The sequence below is a fragment of the Falsiroseomonas sp. CW058 genome (assembly GCF_050563535.1).
Taxonomy (GTDB): domain Bacteria; phylum Pseudomonadota; class Alphaproteobacteria; order Acetobacterales; family Acetobacteraceae; genus Falsiroseomonas.
In genome coordinates, this window is record NZ_JBNXUO010000004.1 from 37,506 (window position 1) to 54,095 (window position 16,590).

The window sequence follows — 16,590 nt, forward strand, 5'->3', positions numbered from 1 at the left end:
CGCCGGATCAGGCCGGCCGCACGCCCCAGGGATAGGGCATGCTGCCCTTGAGCAGCCCGGTGATGCTGCGCCGCCAGGCATTGCGGATGGTGAACTGGCCGAGCGGGATGGTCGCGACGTCGTCCTGCGCCAGCCGGTTCAGCTCGTTCGCCAGTTGCTGCTGCTGCGCCGGGTCGGTGGCGTCGAGCCAGGACTGCACCAGTTCCTGCGCGCGCGGGCTGTCGTACCAGCCGAACCAGCCGGTCGCGCCCGGCCCCTTCACCAGGCTGCTGACGGCCGGGTTCAGGTAGGCGAGGGAGGAGCCGTAGGTGTGGAAGATGCTCCACCCCCCGCGCTCCACCGGCTCGGTCCGCACGCGGCGCTGCACGACGGTGCCCCAGTCCGTCTCGGCGAGTTCCACGTTGAAGCCGACGCGCCGCAGCCGGTCCGCGGTGATCTGGCCATGCGGGCCGATCAGCGGGAAGTCGGTGGGGTTGATGATGACCACCTTCTCGCCACCGTAGCCGCTGGCCTGCAACGCGGCGCGCGCGCGGTCGAGGCTGCGGGGCGGCGCGTTCAGCGGCGACAGGTCCTCGACGCCGAGCGGCGTGCCGCAGGGGAACAGGCTGCGGCACTGGCGCCAGACGGACTGGTCGTCGCCAAGGGTCGCACGCATGTATTCCGTCTGGTCCACCGCCAGCGCCACGGCCTGGCGCACGCGGGGGTTGTTGAAGGGCGCCTGGAGGTGATTGAGGCGCATGATGGACATGATCCCCGCCTCGTTCAGCACCCCCACCTCGATGTTGCGGTTGCGCTGGAGCGTCGGGACGAGGTCCGACAGCGGCTGTTCCAGCCAGTCCACCTCCCCGGCCTGGAGCGCGGCGGCGGCCGTCGCGGGGTCGGGCAGGATGTGCCATTCGATGCGCGGGAAATGCGCCACCTTGCCGCCCGCTGCGCCGGAAGCGGGCTCCGCCCGCGGCACATACTGCTCGTTCTTCGCGTAGACCACGCGGCTGCCGGAGACGAATTCGCCCCGCACGAAGCGATAGGGGCCGCTGCCGACCACCTCGCTCACCTGCGTGTTGGCATCGGTGGCCGCAAGCCGTTCGGGCAGGATGAAGGGGACGTTGGCATCCGGCTTGGCCAGCGCGTCCAGAAGCAGCGGGAAGGGGCGCCTGAGGCGGATCTCCAGCACGCGGTCGCTCTCGACGCGCCATTCGTCCACCACGGCGGCAAGGATCTGGCCGAAGGGATCGCGCTTCGCCCAGCGGGAGAGGGAGGCCGCGCAGTCCCGCGCGCGCACCGGCTCCCCGTCATGGAAGCGAAGCCCCTCCCGCAGGGTGATGCGCCACGACCGCCCGTCGGCCGAGACCTCGTGCCCTTCCGCCATCTGCGGCTGCGGGCGCAGCTGCGCATCCAGCGCGTACAGCGTGTCGTAGACGTGGTAGCCATGCATCTGGGTGACGATCGCCGTCGTCCAGATCGGGTCGAGCGCGGTGAGGTTCGCCTGCGGGACGAAGCGCAGCGTCGCGCTGCGCGCGGGCTGCGCGACGGCGGGGGCGCCGAGGCCGGCGGCAAGCCCCGCGCTGGCCTGGAATAGCGTGCGGCGACGCATGACGACTTCCTCCTGCCCATTGTTCCTTGTGCGGGAAGGCTAGGCGCCGCGCCGCCGGCCGGTCAATTCCCGCAGAGCGCGGCGCGGGCCTCGGCGTATTCACGCTTCAGCCGCGCCACGATCTCCGCCGCGGGCGGCGCGTCAGTGATGCTGCCGACGCCCTGCCCGGCGCCCCAGATGTCGCGCCAGGCGCGCACATGGTCGGACCCGAAGCTCATCTTCGTCTTGTCGGCCGGCGGCAGCGAATCCGGGTCCAGCCCCTGCGCGGCGATGGAGGGGCGGAGGTAGTTGCCGGGCACGCCGGTGAAGCAGGGGGTGTAGAGGATGTCGGCGGCGCTGCTCTCGATGATCATGCGCTTGTAGCCCTCGGCGGCGTTGGCTTCCGCGCTGGCGATGAAGCGCGTGCCGATATAGGCCAGGTCGGCGCCCATCGCCTGCGCCGCCAGCACCTGCCGCCCCCCGGTGATCGCGCCCGAGAGGATGAGCGGCCCCGCGAAGATGCGCCGGACCTCCGCCACCAGTGCGAAGGGGGACAGCGTGCCGGCATGGCCGCCCGCGCCCGCCGCCACCAGGATCAGCCCGTCCACCCCGGCTTCCAGCGCCTTCTCGGCGTGGCGCAGGTTGGTCACGTCGTGGAACACCAGCCCGCCCCATCCATGCACCGCGCGCACCACCTCGCCCGGCGCGCGGAGCGAGGTGATGACCACCGGCACCCGGTGGCGGGCGCAGACCTCCATGTCATGCCCCAGCCGGTCGTTCGAATGGTGGACGATCTGGTTCACCGCGAAGGGCGCGTCGTCCGGCCCGAGGGCCGCGCCGATGCGCGTCAGCCATCGGTCCAGCTCCTCCTTCGGGCGGGCGTTCAGCGCGGGGAAGGACCCGATGATGCCCGCCCGGCACTGCGCGATCACGAGTTCGGGGTGGGAGACGATGAACATCGGCGCGGCGATGACGGGCAGCGACAGGCGGGCTTGCAGGGCGGGCGGCAGGGGCATGGGGCGGCTCCGGCGGGATGGCTGCCGGTATGGAACGCCGCGGGGCGCGGGCCAAGCCGCGCTTGACGGGCCACGGGGGCTGGGCAATCACCCGGAGGACAGGCAGGGGAGGGTGCAGCGCATGGCCGTGCGTTACGAGGTCGCGGACGGGATCGCCACCGCCACCATCGCGGCCCCGCCGGTCAACGCGCTTTCGGCCGCGCTGCGGGCCGCCCTGCTGGATGCGGTGCGCCGGGCCGGGGCGGATGACGCAGTGCGCGCCCTGGTGATCGCGGCGGAGGGCCGGACCTTCATCGCCGGCGCCGACATCTCCGAATTCGGCCGCCCGCCGGCCTCTCCCACCCTCGCGGAGCTGGTGGCGGCGCTGGAAGGCAGCGCCAAGCCGGTGGTGGCCGCGATCGGCGCGGCGGCGCTGGGCGGCGGCCTGGAACTGGCCATGGCCTGCACGGCGCGCATCCTCGGCGCGGGCGCGAAGCTCGGCCTGCCGGAGGTGAAGCTCGGCCTGCTGCCGGGCTGCGGCGGCACGCAGCGCGCGCCGCGGCTGATGGGCGCGGCGGCGGCGCTGAAGCTGATGGCGGGGGGCGAGCCGCTGGGCGCGCAGGCGGCGGTTGCGGCCGGGCTCGCCGATGCGCTGGCGGAAGGCGACCTGCTGGCGGCGGCGCGCGCCCGTGCCGCGAAGCTGGCCGAAGGACCGCTGCCGCCGCCCGCCTCGGCCCGCACCGACCGCCTCGGCCCGCGGGAGGCGTTCGAGGCGGAGGCCGCGGCCCTGGCGAAGCGCGCCGCCCAGGAACCGCAGGTGGCCGCCATCATCGGCTGTGTCCGCGCCGCCTTCGACCTGCCCTTCGATGCGGCGCTGGCCAGGGAACGCGCCGCCTTCGTCGCCCTGCTGGACGACCCTCGCAGCAAGGCGCTGCGCCACGTCTTCTTCGCCGAGCGCGAGGCGGCGAAGGTCCCCGCCATCCCCGCCGGCACCCGCCCACGCGAGGTCCGGCGCGCCGCCGTGCTCGGCTCCGGCACCATGGGCGCGGGCATCGCCATGTGCTTCGCCAATGCCGGCATTCCCGTCCGCGTGATCGAGACGGATGCCGAGGCCAGTGCCCGCGGCCTGCAGCGCATCCGTGGCACCTATGACGCCAGCGTGAAGCGCGGCAGCCTGGCGCCCGAGGCCCGCGACGCGCGCATGGCGCTGATCGAGGGCGCGGTCGGGCTCGACGCCGCGGCGGATGCGGACATGGTGGTGGAAGCCGTGTTCGAGGAGATGGGCCTGAAGAAGCAGGTCTTCGCCACGCTCGACCGCGTGGCGAAGCCGGGTGCGGTGCTCGCCTCCAACACCTCCTATCTCGACATCGACGAGATGGCGGCGGCGACGTCGCGGCCGGGCGACGTGCTGGGGATGCATTTCTTCTCCCCCGCCAACGTGATGAAGCTGCTGGAAGTGGTGCGCGCGCGCCACACCTCGCCCGAGGCGCTGGCCACCGCGGTCGAGACCGGGCGCAGGCTGGCGAAGGTGCCGGTGGTGGTGGGCGTCTGCTTCGGCTTCGTCGGCAACCGCATGCTGGCGCGGCGCAGCGCGCAGGTGGAACGCCTGCTGCTGGAAGGCGCCCTGCCGGAGGAGGTGGACGCGGCGCTGGTGGAATTCGGCTTCCGCATGGGACCCTGCGCCATGTCGGACCTCGCCGGGCTCGACATCGGCTGGCGCATCCGCCGCGCGACCGGCAAGCGCGCCCCGGTGGCCGATGCGCTGGTGGAGGCCGGCAGGCTCGGCCAGAAGACCGGCAAGGGCTTCTTCCTGTACCCCGAGGGCGCGCGCGCCGGCGTGCCGGACCCCGAGGTGGCGGCGCTGATCGGGCGCGTGGCCGCGCAGGAAGGGGTCGCGCGCCGGACGATCGGGCGCGACGAGATCCTGGACCGCCTGGTTCTGCCCATGGTGAACGAGGGCGCGCGCATCCTGGAGGAGGGGATCGCCGCCCGCCCCGGCGACATCGACGTGGTCTGGCTGCATGGCTACAACTGGCCCGCCTGGCGCGGCGGGCCGATGCACCACGCCGATGCGCGCGGGCTGGCGGAGGTCGCGGCGACGCTCGACGCCCATGCCGCAGCGACCGGCGACGAGAGCCTGCGGCCCGCCCCGCTGCTCGCGCGGCTGGCGGCCGAGGGCAGGGGGTTCGCAAGCCTGCGATGACGCAGCCCTGGGAAGCCAGCTACCCGCCGGAATGCCGATGGGACGTGCCCATCGTGGAAGGCACCCTGCCCGGCTTCCTGGACGACATCGCCGCCCGCCACGGTGCCCGCCCCGCGCTCGAATACCGCGGCGTCGTGTTGGACTATGCGGAGCTGAAGCGCCGCGCGGACCGGCTCGCCGCGGGGCTGATGGCGATGGGCGTGGGGCGGGGCGACTGCGTCGCGCTCTACCTGCCGAACACGCCCTGGCATCCGGTCTGCTTCTTCGCGGCGCTGCGGACGGGCGCGCGGGTGGTGCATCTCTCGGCGCTGGATGCGCGGCGGGAACTCGCCTTCAAGCTGCGCGACGCGGGCGCGACGCTGCTGGTCACCACCGGCTTCCCCGCCCTGGCCGGCAACGCGTCCTGGCTGCTGGAGGAAGGCGCCACACCCCGCGTGCTGCTGGCGCCGGATGCCGCCTGGGGCGGCGAGGATGCGGCGGGCGACCCGCGCTTCGCCCCCCTGCCGGATGCCGACCCGCCCGCCGCCTGGCCGGCCGTTGCGCCCGGCGACGTGGCGCTGCTGCAATACACCGGCGGCACCACCGGCACGCCGAAGGGCGCGATGCTGACGCATGGCAACCTGACGGCCGCGGTGCAGACCTATGCCGCCTGGCGCGACGCCACCTCGCTGCCGCGCGGCACGGCGCGGGTGCTGGTGGTGCTGCCGCTGTTCCACATCTTCGCGCTGACCTCCGTGCTGCTGCGGCAGCTGTCCGAAGGCAGCCTGTGCCACCTGCGGCCGCGCTTCGACGCGGCGTCGGCGGTGGACGACATCGAGAGGCTGCGGATCACCACGCTGTCGGGCGTGCCGACCATCTGGATCGGCATCCTGAACCTGCCGGGGATCGAGGGGCGGGACCTGTCCTCGCTGCGGCAGTGCTCCTCGGGCGGGGCGCCGATGCCGTTCGAGGTGCTGCAGCGCCTCGAAAGGCTGCTCGGCCAGCGCGTGCTCGGCGGCTGGGGCATGACGGAGACCTGCCCGGCGGGCACGCGCATCCCGCCCCACGCGCCGCACCGCCCGGGCATGATCGGCGTGCCGCTGCCGGCGGTGGAGATGCGGATCGTCGCGCTCGACGACGCGGCGCGCGTCCTGCCGCCCGGCGAGACCGGGGAGATCGCGATCAGGGGCCGCAACGTCTTCGGCGGCTACTGGCGGCGCGAGGAGGAGAACGCGACCGCCTTCGCCGATGGCTGGTTCCTGACCGGGGACATCGGCTGGATGGACGAGGCCGGGTTCTTCACTCTGGTGGACCGCCGCAAGAACATGATCCTGTCCGGCGGCTTCAACGTCTATCCGACCGCGATCGAGGGCGCGATCTACGAACATCCCGACGTCGCAGAGTGCATCGTTGTCGGCATCCCCGACGAGTATCGCGGGCAGGCGGCCAAGGCCTATGTCGCGCTCCGCCCGGGCGCGCGGCCCTTCACGCTGGAGGAACTGCGCGCCTTCCTTGCCGACCGGCTGGGCCGGCACGAGATGCCCGCCGCGCTCGAATTCCGCGACAGCCTGCCGCGCAGCGCGGCCGGCAAGCTGCTGGCCAGCGCGCTGCGCGCCGAACGCTAGGGGAGGACCCATGGACCTCAGCTACACCGCCGAGGAGATCGCGTTCCGCGACGAGCTCCGCCACTTCTTCCGCACCGCCATCCCCGCCGAGATCCGGCGGAAGGTGAGCGAGGGGCGCGCGCTGGCGCGCGAGGACTACGTGACCAGCCAGAAGATCCTGCACGCCCGCGGGCTCGCCACGCCGAACTGGCCGGTGGCCTGGGGCGGGCAGGACTGGTCGCCCGTGCAGCGCTACATCCACCTCGAGGAATTGCAGGCGGCCGCGGTGCCGCAGCCGCTCGGCTTCAACGTCACCATGGTCGGCCCGGTGATCGCCACCTTCGGGTCGGAGGCGCAGAAGCGCCGCTTCCTGCCCGGCACCGCCAGCCTCGACATCTGGTGGGCGCAGGGCTTCAGCGAGCCGGGCGCGGGCAGCGACCTCGCCAGCCTGCGGACCACCGCGCGGCGCGAGGGGGACGAGTTCGTCGTCAACGGCCAGAAGACCTGGACGACGCTCGGCCAGTATGCCGACTGGATCTTCTGCCTGGTGCGAACGGACCCGACGGCGAAGAAGCAGGCCGGCATCTCCTTCCTGCTGATCGACATGAAGACGCCCGGCGTCACCCTGCGGCCGATCATCACCATCGATGGCGGGCACGAGGTGAACGAGGTCTTCTTCGACGAGGTGCGCGTTCCGGCCGAGAACCTGGTCGGCGAGCTCAACAAGGGCTGGGACTACGCCAAGTTCCTGCTCTCCAACGAACGCATCGGCATCGCCCGCATCGGCATGACCAAGGAACGCCTTGCCCGCGTGAAGCGCCTCGCGCAGGAGACGCCGGCGGGCGAGGGCACGGTCTGGGACGACCCGGATTTCCGCCGTCGCCTCGCCTGGTCCGAGATCGAGCTGAAGGCGCTCGAGATCACCCAGATGCGGGTGGTGGCGGCGCAGCGCGGGCGCGCGGCCGACAAGCCGGACCCGTCCTCCTCCATCCTCAAGATCCGGGGCAGCGAGATCCAGCAGCAGGCGACGCAGCTGCTGGTGGACGTCGCCGGCCCCTACGCCCTGCCGCGGCCGGACCGCGGCGAGGACGGGCTGAACCTGCCCTCCGTCGGCCCGGACTGGGCGGATGCGGCGGCACCGCTTTTCTTCAACTACCGCAAGGTCTCGATCTATGGCGGGTCGAACGAGATCCAGCGGAACATCATCGCCAAGGCGTTCCTGGGGCTCTGACGGCACATGGATTTCGACCTGACCGACGAACAGCGGCTCCTCTCCGACAGCGTCGGCCGGCTGGTCGCCGACGCCTATGGCGATTTCGAGAGGCGCAAGGCCTGGCGCGCCGAACCGCGCGGCTGGTCGGAGGAGAACTGGCGCAACTTCGCCGAGATGGGGCTGCTCGGCCTGACCCTGCCGGCCGATGACGGCGGGTTCGAGGGCGGGCCGGTCGAGACGATGATCGTCATGGAAGCCTTCGGCCGCGGGCTGGTGGTGGAACCCTACCTCGCCACCGTCCTGCTCGGCGCGGGGCTGCTGCGCCGCGCGGGCGACGCGGCGACGCGCGCGCGCATCCTGCCGCGGGTGGTGGAGGGGGAGCTGACCCTCGCCTTCGCGCACCAGGAACGCCAGGCGCGCCACGACCTGCACGACGTGGCCACCACCGCCCGGCGCGACGGCGCGCATTGGGTGCTGGACGGCGCGAAGGGCGTGGTGCTGCACGGCGACAGCGCGGGGCGGCTGGTGGTCTCGGCACGCACATCCGGGGCGCGGCGCGACCACGACGGGATCAGCCTGTTCCTTGTGGACCCCGAGGCGCGCGGCGTGACGCGCCGCGGCTATGCGACGCAGGACGGGCTGCGCGCGGCGGAGGTGGTGCTGGACGGCGCGCGGGCCGAGGCGATGCTGGGCGAGGAGGGCGCCGCGCTGCCGCTGATCGAACTGGTGGTGGACGAGGCGACCGCCGCGCTCTGCGCCGAAGCCGTCGGCGCGATGGAGGCGCTGCGCGACCTGACGGTGGACTACCTGAAGCAGCGCCAGCAATTCGGCCGCCCGATCGGCGATTTCCAGGCGCTCCAGCACCGCGCCGCGGACATGCTGGTGGCCAGCGAACAGGCGCGCAGCATGGCGATGTACGCCGCGATGATGGTGGGGGTGCAGGATTCAGCCGCGCGGCGCACCGCGCTGTCGGCCGCGAAGGCGCTGGTCGGGCGGCTGGCGGACCAGCTGGGCAAGGATGCGGTCCAGCTGCATGGCGGCATCGCCATGACCGAGGAATACAAGGCCGGCCACTACTTCAAGCGCCTGGCCATGATCGGCGGCCTGTTCGGCGACGTGGACCACCACCTGCGCCAGGTGGTCGCGGCCGGCGGCCTGCCCGAGACGGCCTGACATCCGCCGCGGCCGGCCGCGGCGCGTCCGGCCGGGCAGGGGGTTGCCCGGCGCGCGGTCCTCACGGATCGTCGCGCCATGTCATCGCCCCGGGCCGATCGCCGCCGCCAGGCTGCGCACCAGCGCATGCGGATCGGCTTCCAGCGCCGTGACGCCGACGGCGGCGAGGTCGGCGCGCGCCTGCTCCATCGAATAGCCCGCCAGCGCGGCATGCGCGGCCGCGATGCCGACGAACAGCGGCTTCGGAGAGGGGTGTTCGCGCAGCGCCGCCGCCAGCGCCTCCACCCGTCCGCGCAGCGGGCGGGAGGCCAGCGTGGTGTAGAACAGCACCGCCTCCACCTCCGGCCGGGCCGCGATCTCGAAGGCGGCGGCGAAGCGGGCGGGCGCGGTCTCGGCCGGGCCGCCCATCATGTTGTCCATGAAGCAGGCGGCCGGGCAGCCGGCATCGCCCAGCAGGTCCAGCATCATCATGCCGAGTCCCGCGCCGGCCGTGACCATGGCGACGCGGCCGCCCGGCAGTTCCACGAGCGAGAAGCCGTCGTCCCGCGCGCGACGCTCCAGCGGCGTCATCGCCGCCTCCTCCAGCGCGGCGGACAGCGCGGTGTGCGCCGCGTCGTGCCGGAAGGCCGCGGCCTCGTCGCGCACCGCCTTGGCGTCGCAGGGCAGCAGCGTGCCGTCGGCCAGCAACGCGAGCGGATTGATCTCGAGCAGTTCGAGATCCTCCTCCGCCATCACGCGCGAGAGCCGCGTGACCAGCCGCGCGAGCCGCGCGGCGAGGTCCGGCGCGAAGCCCGCGCGCAGCGCCCGCAGGCTGTCCCCCGGCGCGGTCGCGCCATCCGGCAGGATGTGCCAGCGCAGCGGCGGCGCCGCGCTCTCCACCTCCACCCCGCCCGCGGGGCTGGCCAGCACCTCGATCGCCTGGGCGGTGCCGTCGATCCGCAGCGCCAGGAAGATCTCCTGCGCGATGGCGACCGGCCTCTCCAGCATCAGCGGCGCGTCGGGCCGGCCGAGCGCGGCGCGGATGGCGGCGGCCACCGCGGGCACGTCGCCCCCCGCCCGGCGCACCAGGCCGCGCTTGCCGCGGCCGCCTTCCAGGACCTGCGCCTTCACCATCGCATCCCCGAAGCCCGGCGGGGCTGCGCCGTCGCGCAGCAGCACGCCGTCCGGCAGCGCGATCCCGTGGCGGCGCAGCGCCGCCTTGCCGTCCCATTCCGTCAGCCGCACTGGATCATGTCCCGATGAGAATCCCGTTCCTCGACGCCTTCCCGCAGCGCGTCGTGGTGATGAACGCGACCGGCCGCTACGGCCGGCTGCAGGTGCAGGGGATGCGCGCGGCGGGCACGCGCATCGTCGCCGGCATCGCGCCGGGGCGCGGTGGGACGGAGGTCGACGGGCTGCCCATGCTCGACGACCTGCGTGACTTGGACGCGCCGGCCGATGCCGCCGTGCTCTACACCCCGGCCGAAGGCGTGCTGGAAGCGGTGCGCGCGGCCGCGGCGGCGCGGATCGGCCTGATCGTCGCCGCCGCGGAATACGTGCCGACGCAGGATGCGCTGAAGGCGGTGCATGTGGCGCGCGATGCCGGAAGCTGGCTCGTCGGGCCGAACACGCTCGGCCTCTGCGTGCCGGGGGCGGGGATGCTCGGCTCCATTGCGCCGGAATTCTGCGCGCAGGGCGATGTCACGCTGCTCTGCCGCAGCGGCACGCTGACGCTCGCGCTGTCGCGGCTGCTGACGGAAGCGGGCATTGGGCTGCGCGCGGCCATCCATCTGGGCGGCGACCTCGTGGTGGGACGCAACCCGCATGACTACGTGGACGGGCTTGCGGCCGATCCCGGCACGCGGGCGGTGCTGTATGTGGGCGAGCTGGGCGGGGACCGCGAATACGCGCTCGCCACGGCGCTGCCGCGGCTCGGCAAGAGGCTGGTCGCGCTGATCGTCGGGCGCCATGCGCCGGCCGAGACCCGGATGGGCCATGCCGGCGCGCTCGCCGGCGCCGCGCGGGAGACGGCGGAGGCGAAGCTCGCCGCGCTCGCGGCCGCCGGCGCCGTCGCGGTCCGCTCGCCGGAGGAGGCGATCGCGGCGCTGCGGCAGGGTCATTCGGCGCGGATGCCGGCGGCCTGAGCGACCTCGCGCCATTGCGGCACCTCGGCGCGCATCCGCTCCGCCAGGCGCTGCGGGCCGTCCAGCAGCAGCCGCGCGCCGCTCTCCTCCATCCGCCGGGCGAGCGGCGTGCCGCTGGCCAGCGGCGCAACCTCCCGCGCGAGGCGGGCGACCACCTCGGACGGCGTCCCGCGCGGGCCGAGCATGGCGTACCAGATCGTCATGGCGTAGCCGGGCACGGCCTCGCCGATGGCGGGCACGCCGGGCAGCGCGGCCACGCGCTCCGCGCTCGTCACCGCGATGGCGCGCAACCGGCCCTCGCGCACATGGGGCAGCGCCTCGATCGTGCCGGTGACCAGCAGGTCCGTGTCGCCGGCATAGAGCGCGTTCACCGCCTGCCCCGCGCCGCGATAGGGCACGTGCAGCAGCTCCACTCCCGCGCGGACGCCGAGCAGCGCGCCGCCGAGATGCGTGGTCGATCCCGCGCCGGAGGAGGCGTAGCTGATCGCCCCCGGCCGGGCGCGCGCCCGCGCCAGCAGGTCCGCCAGGTCGCGGATCGGGTTGTCGGGCTTCGCCAGCAGCGCCATCGGCGCGTCGCTGATCATGGTGATGGGCACGAGGTCGCGGAACGGGTCATAGCCCGGGTCGCGCATCAGCGCCGGCAGGATCGCGACGGAGGAGGTGGTGAACAGCAGCGTATGCGGGTCGTTCGCCTGCACCACGGTCTGGATGCCGAGCGCGCCGCCCGCGCCGGGCCGCGTCTCCACGATCACCGGCTGGCCGAGGCTGCCGGTCAACGACTCTGCGATGAAGCGCGCCGGCACCTCCACCGGCCCGCCGGCGGCGAAGGGCACGATGAAGCGGATCGACCGCGTGGGCCAGGGGGCCTGCGCGCGCGCGCCCAGGGACAGCAGGGCAGGCGCGGCCAGCAGCGCGCGGCGGGGCAGCTTCATGGACATCCTTCTCCCTCCCGGTTCTTGACAGCATCGGCCAGCTATCCGCCGATGCGCAAGCGGAGGGACGGGGCGCGATGAAACCACTGGACGGCGTGACCATCCTTGACCTCTCGCGCGTGCTGGCCTGCCCCTTCGCGACGATGCTGCTGGCCGAGCTCGGCGCCGAGGTCATCAAGGTGGAGCAGCCCGGCGCGGGGGACGAGACGCGCGGCTTCGAGCCCTTCTTCGATTTCGGCGTCAGCGGCTACTTCCTGGCCTGCAACCGCGCCAAGCGCAGCATCACGGTGGACCTGCGCAAGCCCGGCGGGCGGGAGATCGTCCGCGGCCTCGCGGCCCGCGCCGATGCGCTGGTGGAGAACTTCCCGACCGGCACGCTGGCGCGGCGGGGGCTGGACTGGCCGGCGCTGCGGGCGGTGAACCCGCGGCTGGTCTATCTCTCCTGCACCGGCTTCGGGCAGTTCGGGCCGCATGCCAGGCGCAAGGGCTACGACACCGTCTTCCAGGCGATGGGCGGGCTGATGGGGCTGACGGGCGAACGCGGCGGCGGGCCGGTGAAGCCGGGGCTGCCGGTGGCGGACCTCACCTCCGGCCTCTGGGTGGCCATCGCGCTGCTCGCCGCGCTGCGGGGGCGGGACGCGACGGGGCAGGGGGCGCATGTCGACTTCTCGATGCTCGACGGCCAGGTCGCGCTGCTGACCATCGCGGCCGCGCGCTTCTTCGCGCTCGGCGAGGTGCCGCCGAGGCTCGGCACCGAACACCCCGGCCGAGTGCCGACGGCAAGCTTCCGCTGCCGCGATGGCCGCTTCCTGCACGTCACCTGCAGCGACCAGCACTGGGCGCCGCTCTGCGGGGCGCTCGGGCTCGCGGAACTCGGCGCCGATCCGGGGCTGGCGAGCAATGCCGGGCGGCTGGCGCAGCGTGACCGCGTGATGGCCGGCCTCACCGCCGCGATGGAGCGCCTGACCCGGGCGGAGGCGGTGGCGGCGCTGGATGCGGCGGATGTGCCGAACGGCCCGGTCCTCGCGCTCGACGAGGTGATGGCCGACCCGCATGTGGCGGCGCGCGGCCTGGTGCGGCAGGTGGCGCACGGGGCGGCCACGCATCCCGCGCTGCGCCTGCCTTTCCGCTTCGACGGGCTGGACGACCCGGAACCGGCGCCGGCGCCCGCGCTCGGCGCGGATACGGATGCGGTCCTGTCCGGCAAACTCGGCTACGACGCCGCGCGCATCGCCGCGCTGCGGGAGGGAGGGGCGATATGACCGACGCCGTGCTGTTCCACGAGGCCGAGGGCCTCGTCACCCTCACCCTCAACCGGCCGGAGGCGCGGAATGCCGTGAACACCGCCCTGGCCGAGGCGCTGGCCGATGGCTGCGCCCGCGCCGTGGCGGCAGGCGCGCGCCTGGTGGTGGTGCGGGCCGCCGGCGCGGTGTTCTGCGCCGGCGCGGACCTGAAGGAACGCCAGGGCATGGGCGACGACGCGGTGCGGGCGCGGCGGCTGAAGGCGTTCCGCGCCTACAACGCCCTGCAGGCGCTGCCCATGCCGTCCATCGCGGTGGTGGAAGGGCCGGCGATCGGGTCCGGGGTCGAGATCGCGTCGGCCTGCGACATCATCCTGGCCACCCCCGCCGCAAGCTTCCGCACGCCGGAGGCGCTGTGGGGCACCGTCGGCGCGACGCAGCGCCTGCCGCGGATCATCGGCAAGCGGCTGGCCAAGGACATGATGTTCACCGGCCGCACGCTGTCCGCGACCGAGGCGGTGGATGCCGGCCTCGTCTCCCGCATGGCCGAGCCGGCGGTGCTGGAGGAGGTGCTGGGCGGCATGGCCGCGGCCATCCTGAAGGCGCCGCCCGCGGCGATGGCGCTGGCCAAACGCTGCATCGACGAGGGGGTGGAGCGCGACCCGCGCGGGGCGCTGGCCACCGAGTTGATGGCGATCGAGGAAAGCCTGGCCGCGGCGGAATGGCGGACCCGCATGGCGGGGTTCGGCGGGTCGGGGGCCTGACCTGCGGATCACCGGCGCACTTGTCGGTGTGAAATCCGTCCCTGCACGCATCCGGCCTTCACTTCCCGCCCCCCAGCTTCCATCTGCGTGAAATGCGTGGCGTGCCGCTTACGGGCTTCTGGGCCCGCCGGACTGCGCGGTTGGGGAAACGGGCGGACATGCCGGATGGTCACATGCTGGACCGGCGGGCCTCGGGGCAGGCGCGCCGGCAGAGCGCGGCGCTGCCGCTGGTCAGCCATGGCAACGCGCTGCGCGTGGTGCTCGTGACCAGCCGGGAGACGCGGCGCTGGGTGGTGCCGAAAGGCTGGATCGAGCCGAACGAGCCGCCGCACCGCTCCGCCGCGCGCGAGGCCTTCGAGGAAGCCGGCCTCGCCGGGGAGGCGGAGCACGACCCGGTCGGCTCCTACGCCTATGGCAAGCGGACGGCCGGCGGCGCCATCATCCCGACCGACGTGCTGGTCTTCCGCTTCCGCGTCGCGCGCCTGCTGCGCGACTGGCCGGAGCGCGGGCAGCGCACGCGGCGGCTGTTCACGCCGGAAGCCGCCGGCGCGCTGGTGCAGGAACCCGGCCTCGCGGCCCTGTTGCGGAACCTCAGGCAGGCATGAAGCCGTTCGGCGTCACGCCGCGCGGCCTCACCAGGTCATAGGGCCCGCGCGGCAGGTACTGGCCGCTGCCAGGCTCGGCCTGCACCTTCCCGTCCCGCATCACCACCTCGCCCCGGCGGATCGTCATCACCGGCCAGCCGGTGACCTCCAGCCCCTCATAGGGCGTGTAGTCGATGGCGTGCTGCATCAGCGCATTGGTGATCGTCACCTTCCTGCGCGGATCCCACAGCGCGAGGTCGGCATCCGCGCCGGGCTGGATGGTGCCCTTGCGGGGCGCGAGGCCCATCAGCCGCGCCGGGTTGGTGCTGGTCAGCGCGACGAACTGTTCCAGCGTGATGCGCCCCTTCGAGACACCCTCGCTGAAGATGATCGGCAGGCGGGCCGCAAGCCCCGGAATGCCGTTCGGGATGTCGCGGAAGGGGGCGTCGCGCCCGTTCTGCGCCTTGCCGAGCGTGCCGCCGAAGCTGTAGCCGCAATGGTCGGAGGACACGACGTCGAGCGTGCCGCGGCGGATGCGGTCCCAGATGCGGGCGTGTTCGTCCGCGTCGCGCGGGGCGGGGCTGCACATGAACTTCGCGCCCTCGAAGCCGGGGCGGTCCATGTCGGCGGCGGTCAGCGTGACGTATTGCGGGCAGGTCTCGCCCCAGACCTTCAGGCCGCGCGCCTGGGCGCGGGCGATCTCCTCGGCCGCCTCTTCGCAGCTGACATGGAAGACCTGGATCGGCTGGTCCACCAGCTCCGCGAGCGCGATGGCGCGGTGCGTCGCCTCGCGCTCCACCACCGGCGGCCGGGACCAGGCATGGTATTTCGGCGCCGTCATCCCGGCATCGATCAGCGCCCGCGTGCGCCAGTCGATCGCCTCGTAGTTCTCGCAATGCACGGTCACCAGGCAGCCATGCTTCCGCGCGGCCAGCAGCACGCGGATGTAGTCGCGGTCGGACAGGTGCAGCGGTTCGTAGGTGAGGAAGACCTTCAGGCTGCGGATGCCGGCGGCGACCACCTGGGGCACCTCCCTCTCGATCACCTCCTCCGTCGCGTCGGCGATGATCTGGTGGAAGCCGTGGTCCAGCATGCCCTTGGCCGCCCGCGCGCGGTAATCGGCGAAGCGGTCCAGGATGCCGGCGCCCTTGAACTGCGGGATGAAGCAGATGCCGGTGGTCGTGCCGCCGGCGAAGGCGCTGGCGGAAGCCGAGACGAAGTCGGATTCGTGGACCGTCCCGTTCGCCTCGGGCTGCTCGATGTGGCAGTGGGTGTCCACGCCGCCGGGCAGCACCAGCAGGCCGTCGGCCTCGATCACCTGCGCGGCGCCGTCGATGCGTTCGGCGAGCGCGGCGATGCGGCCCGCGCGGATGCCGAGGTCGCAGCGGGCCGTGCCGAAGCCGGTGGCGACCTGGCCGCCGCGGATGGCGATGTCGAATTCGGGCATGGGGTGCCTCCTCAGCGGCGGTGGTCGGCGGCGTAGGCGCGGCCGTAGCGGCGTTCGAGCTGTCGCTGCACCAGCTCCCAGCAGGTGGTCATCACCAGGTACCAGACCGCGGCGGCGACGAAGAGCTCCAGCACCAGGAACTTCTCCTGGATCAGGATCTGCGTGCGCCGCAGCAGCTCCTCCATGCTGATGACGGACGCGACCGAGGTGGTCTTGAGCAGCCCGTTCACGGAATTGCCGAGCGGCGGGATGATGATCCGCATGGCCTGCGGCCAGGTGATGGTGCGGAAGATCTGCACCGGCTTGAGGCCGAGCGCCGCGCCCGCTTCCTTCTGCCCGCGGCCCACCGCCATGATGCCGGCGCGCACGATCTCGGACAGGTACGCCGCCTCGTTCAGCGACAGGCCGAGCAGCGCCGCCTGCGTCACGCTGAAGCGGATGCCGAACAGCGGCAGGCCGGTGTAGATGATGAGGAGCTGCACCAGCAGCGGCGTGCCGCGGAACAGCCAGCAATAGGCGGCGGCGATGCCGGAGACGGCGCGGTGCCGCGACAGCCGCATCACCGCGAGCACGATGCCGAGCACGAGCCCGCAGGCCAGCGAGGCGAGCGTCAGCCACAGCGTCGTGACGGCGCCTTCCAGCAGGTAGGCGTTGAACAGGTAGTCGAGGAAACCCGACCAGGACCAGATATGGATGGGACGCTACTCCGGGATGGCGGCGCGGATGCGCCCGCGCCCCGGCCCTTCCCCGCGACTGCGG

The 16,590-nt window shown here is 73.4% G+C and carries 14 protein-coding genes; 8 read left to right on the top strand and 6 right to left on the bottom strand.

The features are described 5' to 3' along the window. Positions 1–7 precede the first annotated feature (7 nt). Together ACK8OX_RS05070 and ACK8OX_RS05075 are read right to left on the bottom strand one after the other, a co-directional pair. Positions 8–1,594 (bottom strand): ABC transporter substrate-binding protein, encoded by a 1,587-nt coding sequence (locus ACK8OX_RS05070; protein ID WP_430662846.1) that lies wholly within the window; start codon positions 1,592–1,594, stop codon positions 8–10. Between the two features lie 62 nt (positions 1,595–1,656). Continuing rightward, positions 1,657–2,589, bottom strand: a complete 933-nt coding sequence (locus tag ACK8OX_RS05075; RefSeq protein ID WP_430662847.1) for an NAD(P)H-dependent flavin oxidoreductase — start codon at positions 2,587–2,589, stop codon at positions 1,657–1,659. Between the two features lie 121 nt (positions 2,590–2,710). Between ACK8OX_RS05075 and ACK8OX_RS05080 the strand changes: the two genes are divergently transcribed. From ACK8OX_RS05080 to ACK8OX_RS05095, 4 genes are read left to right on the top strand one after another with little or no spacing between them, the layout of a single operon-like run. Next, positions 2,711–4,771 (top strand): 3-hydroxyacyl-CoA dehydrogenase NAD-binding domain-containing protein, encoded by a 2,061-nt coding sequence (locus ACK8OX_RS05080; RefSeq protein ID WP_430662848.1) that lies wholly within the window; start codon positions 2,711–2,713, stop codon positions 4,769–4,771. Continuing rightward, positions 4,768–6,375, top strand: a complete 1,608-nt coding sequence (locus ACK8OX_RS05085) for an AMP-binding protein (protein ID WP_430662849.1) — start codon at positions 4,768–4,770, stop codon at positions 6,373–6,375. Before ACK8OX_RS05080 ends, ACK8OX_RS05085 begins: the two co-directional genes overlap by 4 nt. A 10-nt stretch (positions 6,376–6,385) precedes the next feature. Continuing rightward, a complete protein-coding gene (locus tag ACK8OX_RS05090) occupies positions 6,386–7,585 on the top strand; it encodes an acyl-CoA dehydrogenase family protein (protein WP_430662850.1) in 1,200 nt (399 codons plus the stop codon). Positions 7,586–7,591: 6 nt separating this feature from the next. After that, entirely contained in the window at positions 7,592–8,740 is a 1,149-nt protein-coding gene (locus tag ACK8OX_RS05095; RefSeq protein ID WP_430662851.1) for an acyl-CoA dehydrogenase family protein, read from the top strand. Between the two features lie 81 nt (positions 8,741–8,821). Here ACK8OX_RS05095 and ACK8OX_RS05100 read toward each other — a convergent pair whose 3' ends face one another. After that, positions 8,822–9,964 (bottom strand): ATP-grasp domain-containing protein, encoded by a 1,143-nt coding sequence (locus ACK8OX_RS05100; protein ID WP_430662852.1) that lies wholly within the window; start codon positions 9,962–9,964, stop codon positions 8,822–8,824. Between the two features lie 14 nt (positions 9,965–9,978). On the opposite strand from ACK8OX_RS05100, the gene ACK8OX_RS05105 reads away from it, so the two are divergent. Next, the gene (locus ACK8OX_RS05105) at positions 9,979–10,863 is read left to right on the top strand and encodes a CoA-binding protein (RefSeq protein WP_430662853.1); all 885 of its coding nucleotides are present in this window, start codon (positions 9,979–9,981) and stop codon (positions 10,861–10,863) included. Here the strand turns inward: ACK8OX_RS05105 and ACK8OX_RS05110 are convergent. Continuing rightward, positions 10,836–11,795, bottom strand: a complete 960-nt coding sequence (locus ACK8OX_RS05110) for a Bug family tripartite tricarboxylate transporter substrate binding protein (RefSeq protein ID WP_430662854.1) — start codon at positions 11,793–11,795, stop codon at positions 10,836–10,838. The two genes, ACK8OX_RS05105 and ACK8OX_RS05110, sit on opposite strands and share 28 nt — an antisense overlap. Before the next feature lie 77 nt (positions 11,796–11,872). On the opposite strand from ACK8OX_RS05110, the gene ACK8OX_RS05115 reads away from it, so the two are divergent. The 3 genes from ACK8OX_RS05115 (at position 11,873) to ACK8OX_RS05125 (ending at position 14,405) form a co-directional block, all read left to right on the top strand. Then, positions 11,873–13,057: a CaiB/BaiF CoA transferase family protein gene (locus tag ACK8OX_RS05115; protein ID WP_430662855.1), complete on the top strand. Its 1,185-nt coding sequence runs from the start codon at positions 11,873–11,875 to the stop codon at positions 13,055–13,057. Further along, entirely contained in the window at positions 13,054–13,800 is a 747-nt protein-coding gene (locus tag ACK8OX_RS05120) for an enoyl-CoA hydratase/isomerase family protein (protein WP_430662856.1), read from the top strand. The genes ACK8OX_RS05115 and ACK8OX_RS05120 overlap by 4 nt, the downstream gene beginning before the upstream one ends. A gap of 158 nt (positions 13,801–13,958) precedes the next feature. Then, positions 13,959–14,405 carry an NUDIX hydrolase gene (locus tag ACK8OX_RS05125; RefSeq protein ID WP_430662857.1) on the top strand — a complete coding sequence of 149 codons (447 nt, stop codon included), beginning with the start codon at positions 13,959–13,961 and terminating at the stop codon, positions 14,403–14,405. On the opposite strand, the gene hydA is transcribed toward ACK8OX_RS05125, so the two are convergent. After that, complete coding sequence (gene hydA, locus ACK8OX_RS05130; RefSeq protein WP_430662858.1) at positions 14,392–15,831, bottom strand: dihydropyrimidinase; 1,440 nt, start codon at positions 15,829–15,831, stop codon at positions 14,392–14,394. The genes ACK8OX_RS05125 and hydA overlap by 14 nt on opposite strands. An 11-nt stretch (positions 15,832–15,842) precedes the next feature. Next, the gene (locus ACK8OX_RS05135; protein ID WP_430663018.1) at positions 15,843–16,526 is read right to left on the bottom strand and encodes an amino acid ABC transporter permease; all 684 of its coding nucleotides are present in this window, start codon (positions 16,524–16,526) and stop codon (positions 15,843–15,845) included. Positions 16,527–16,590 lie beyond the last annotated feature (64 nt).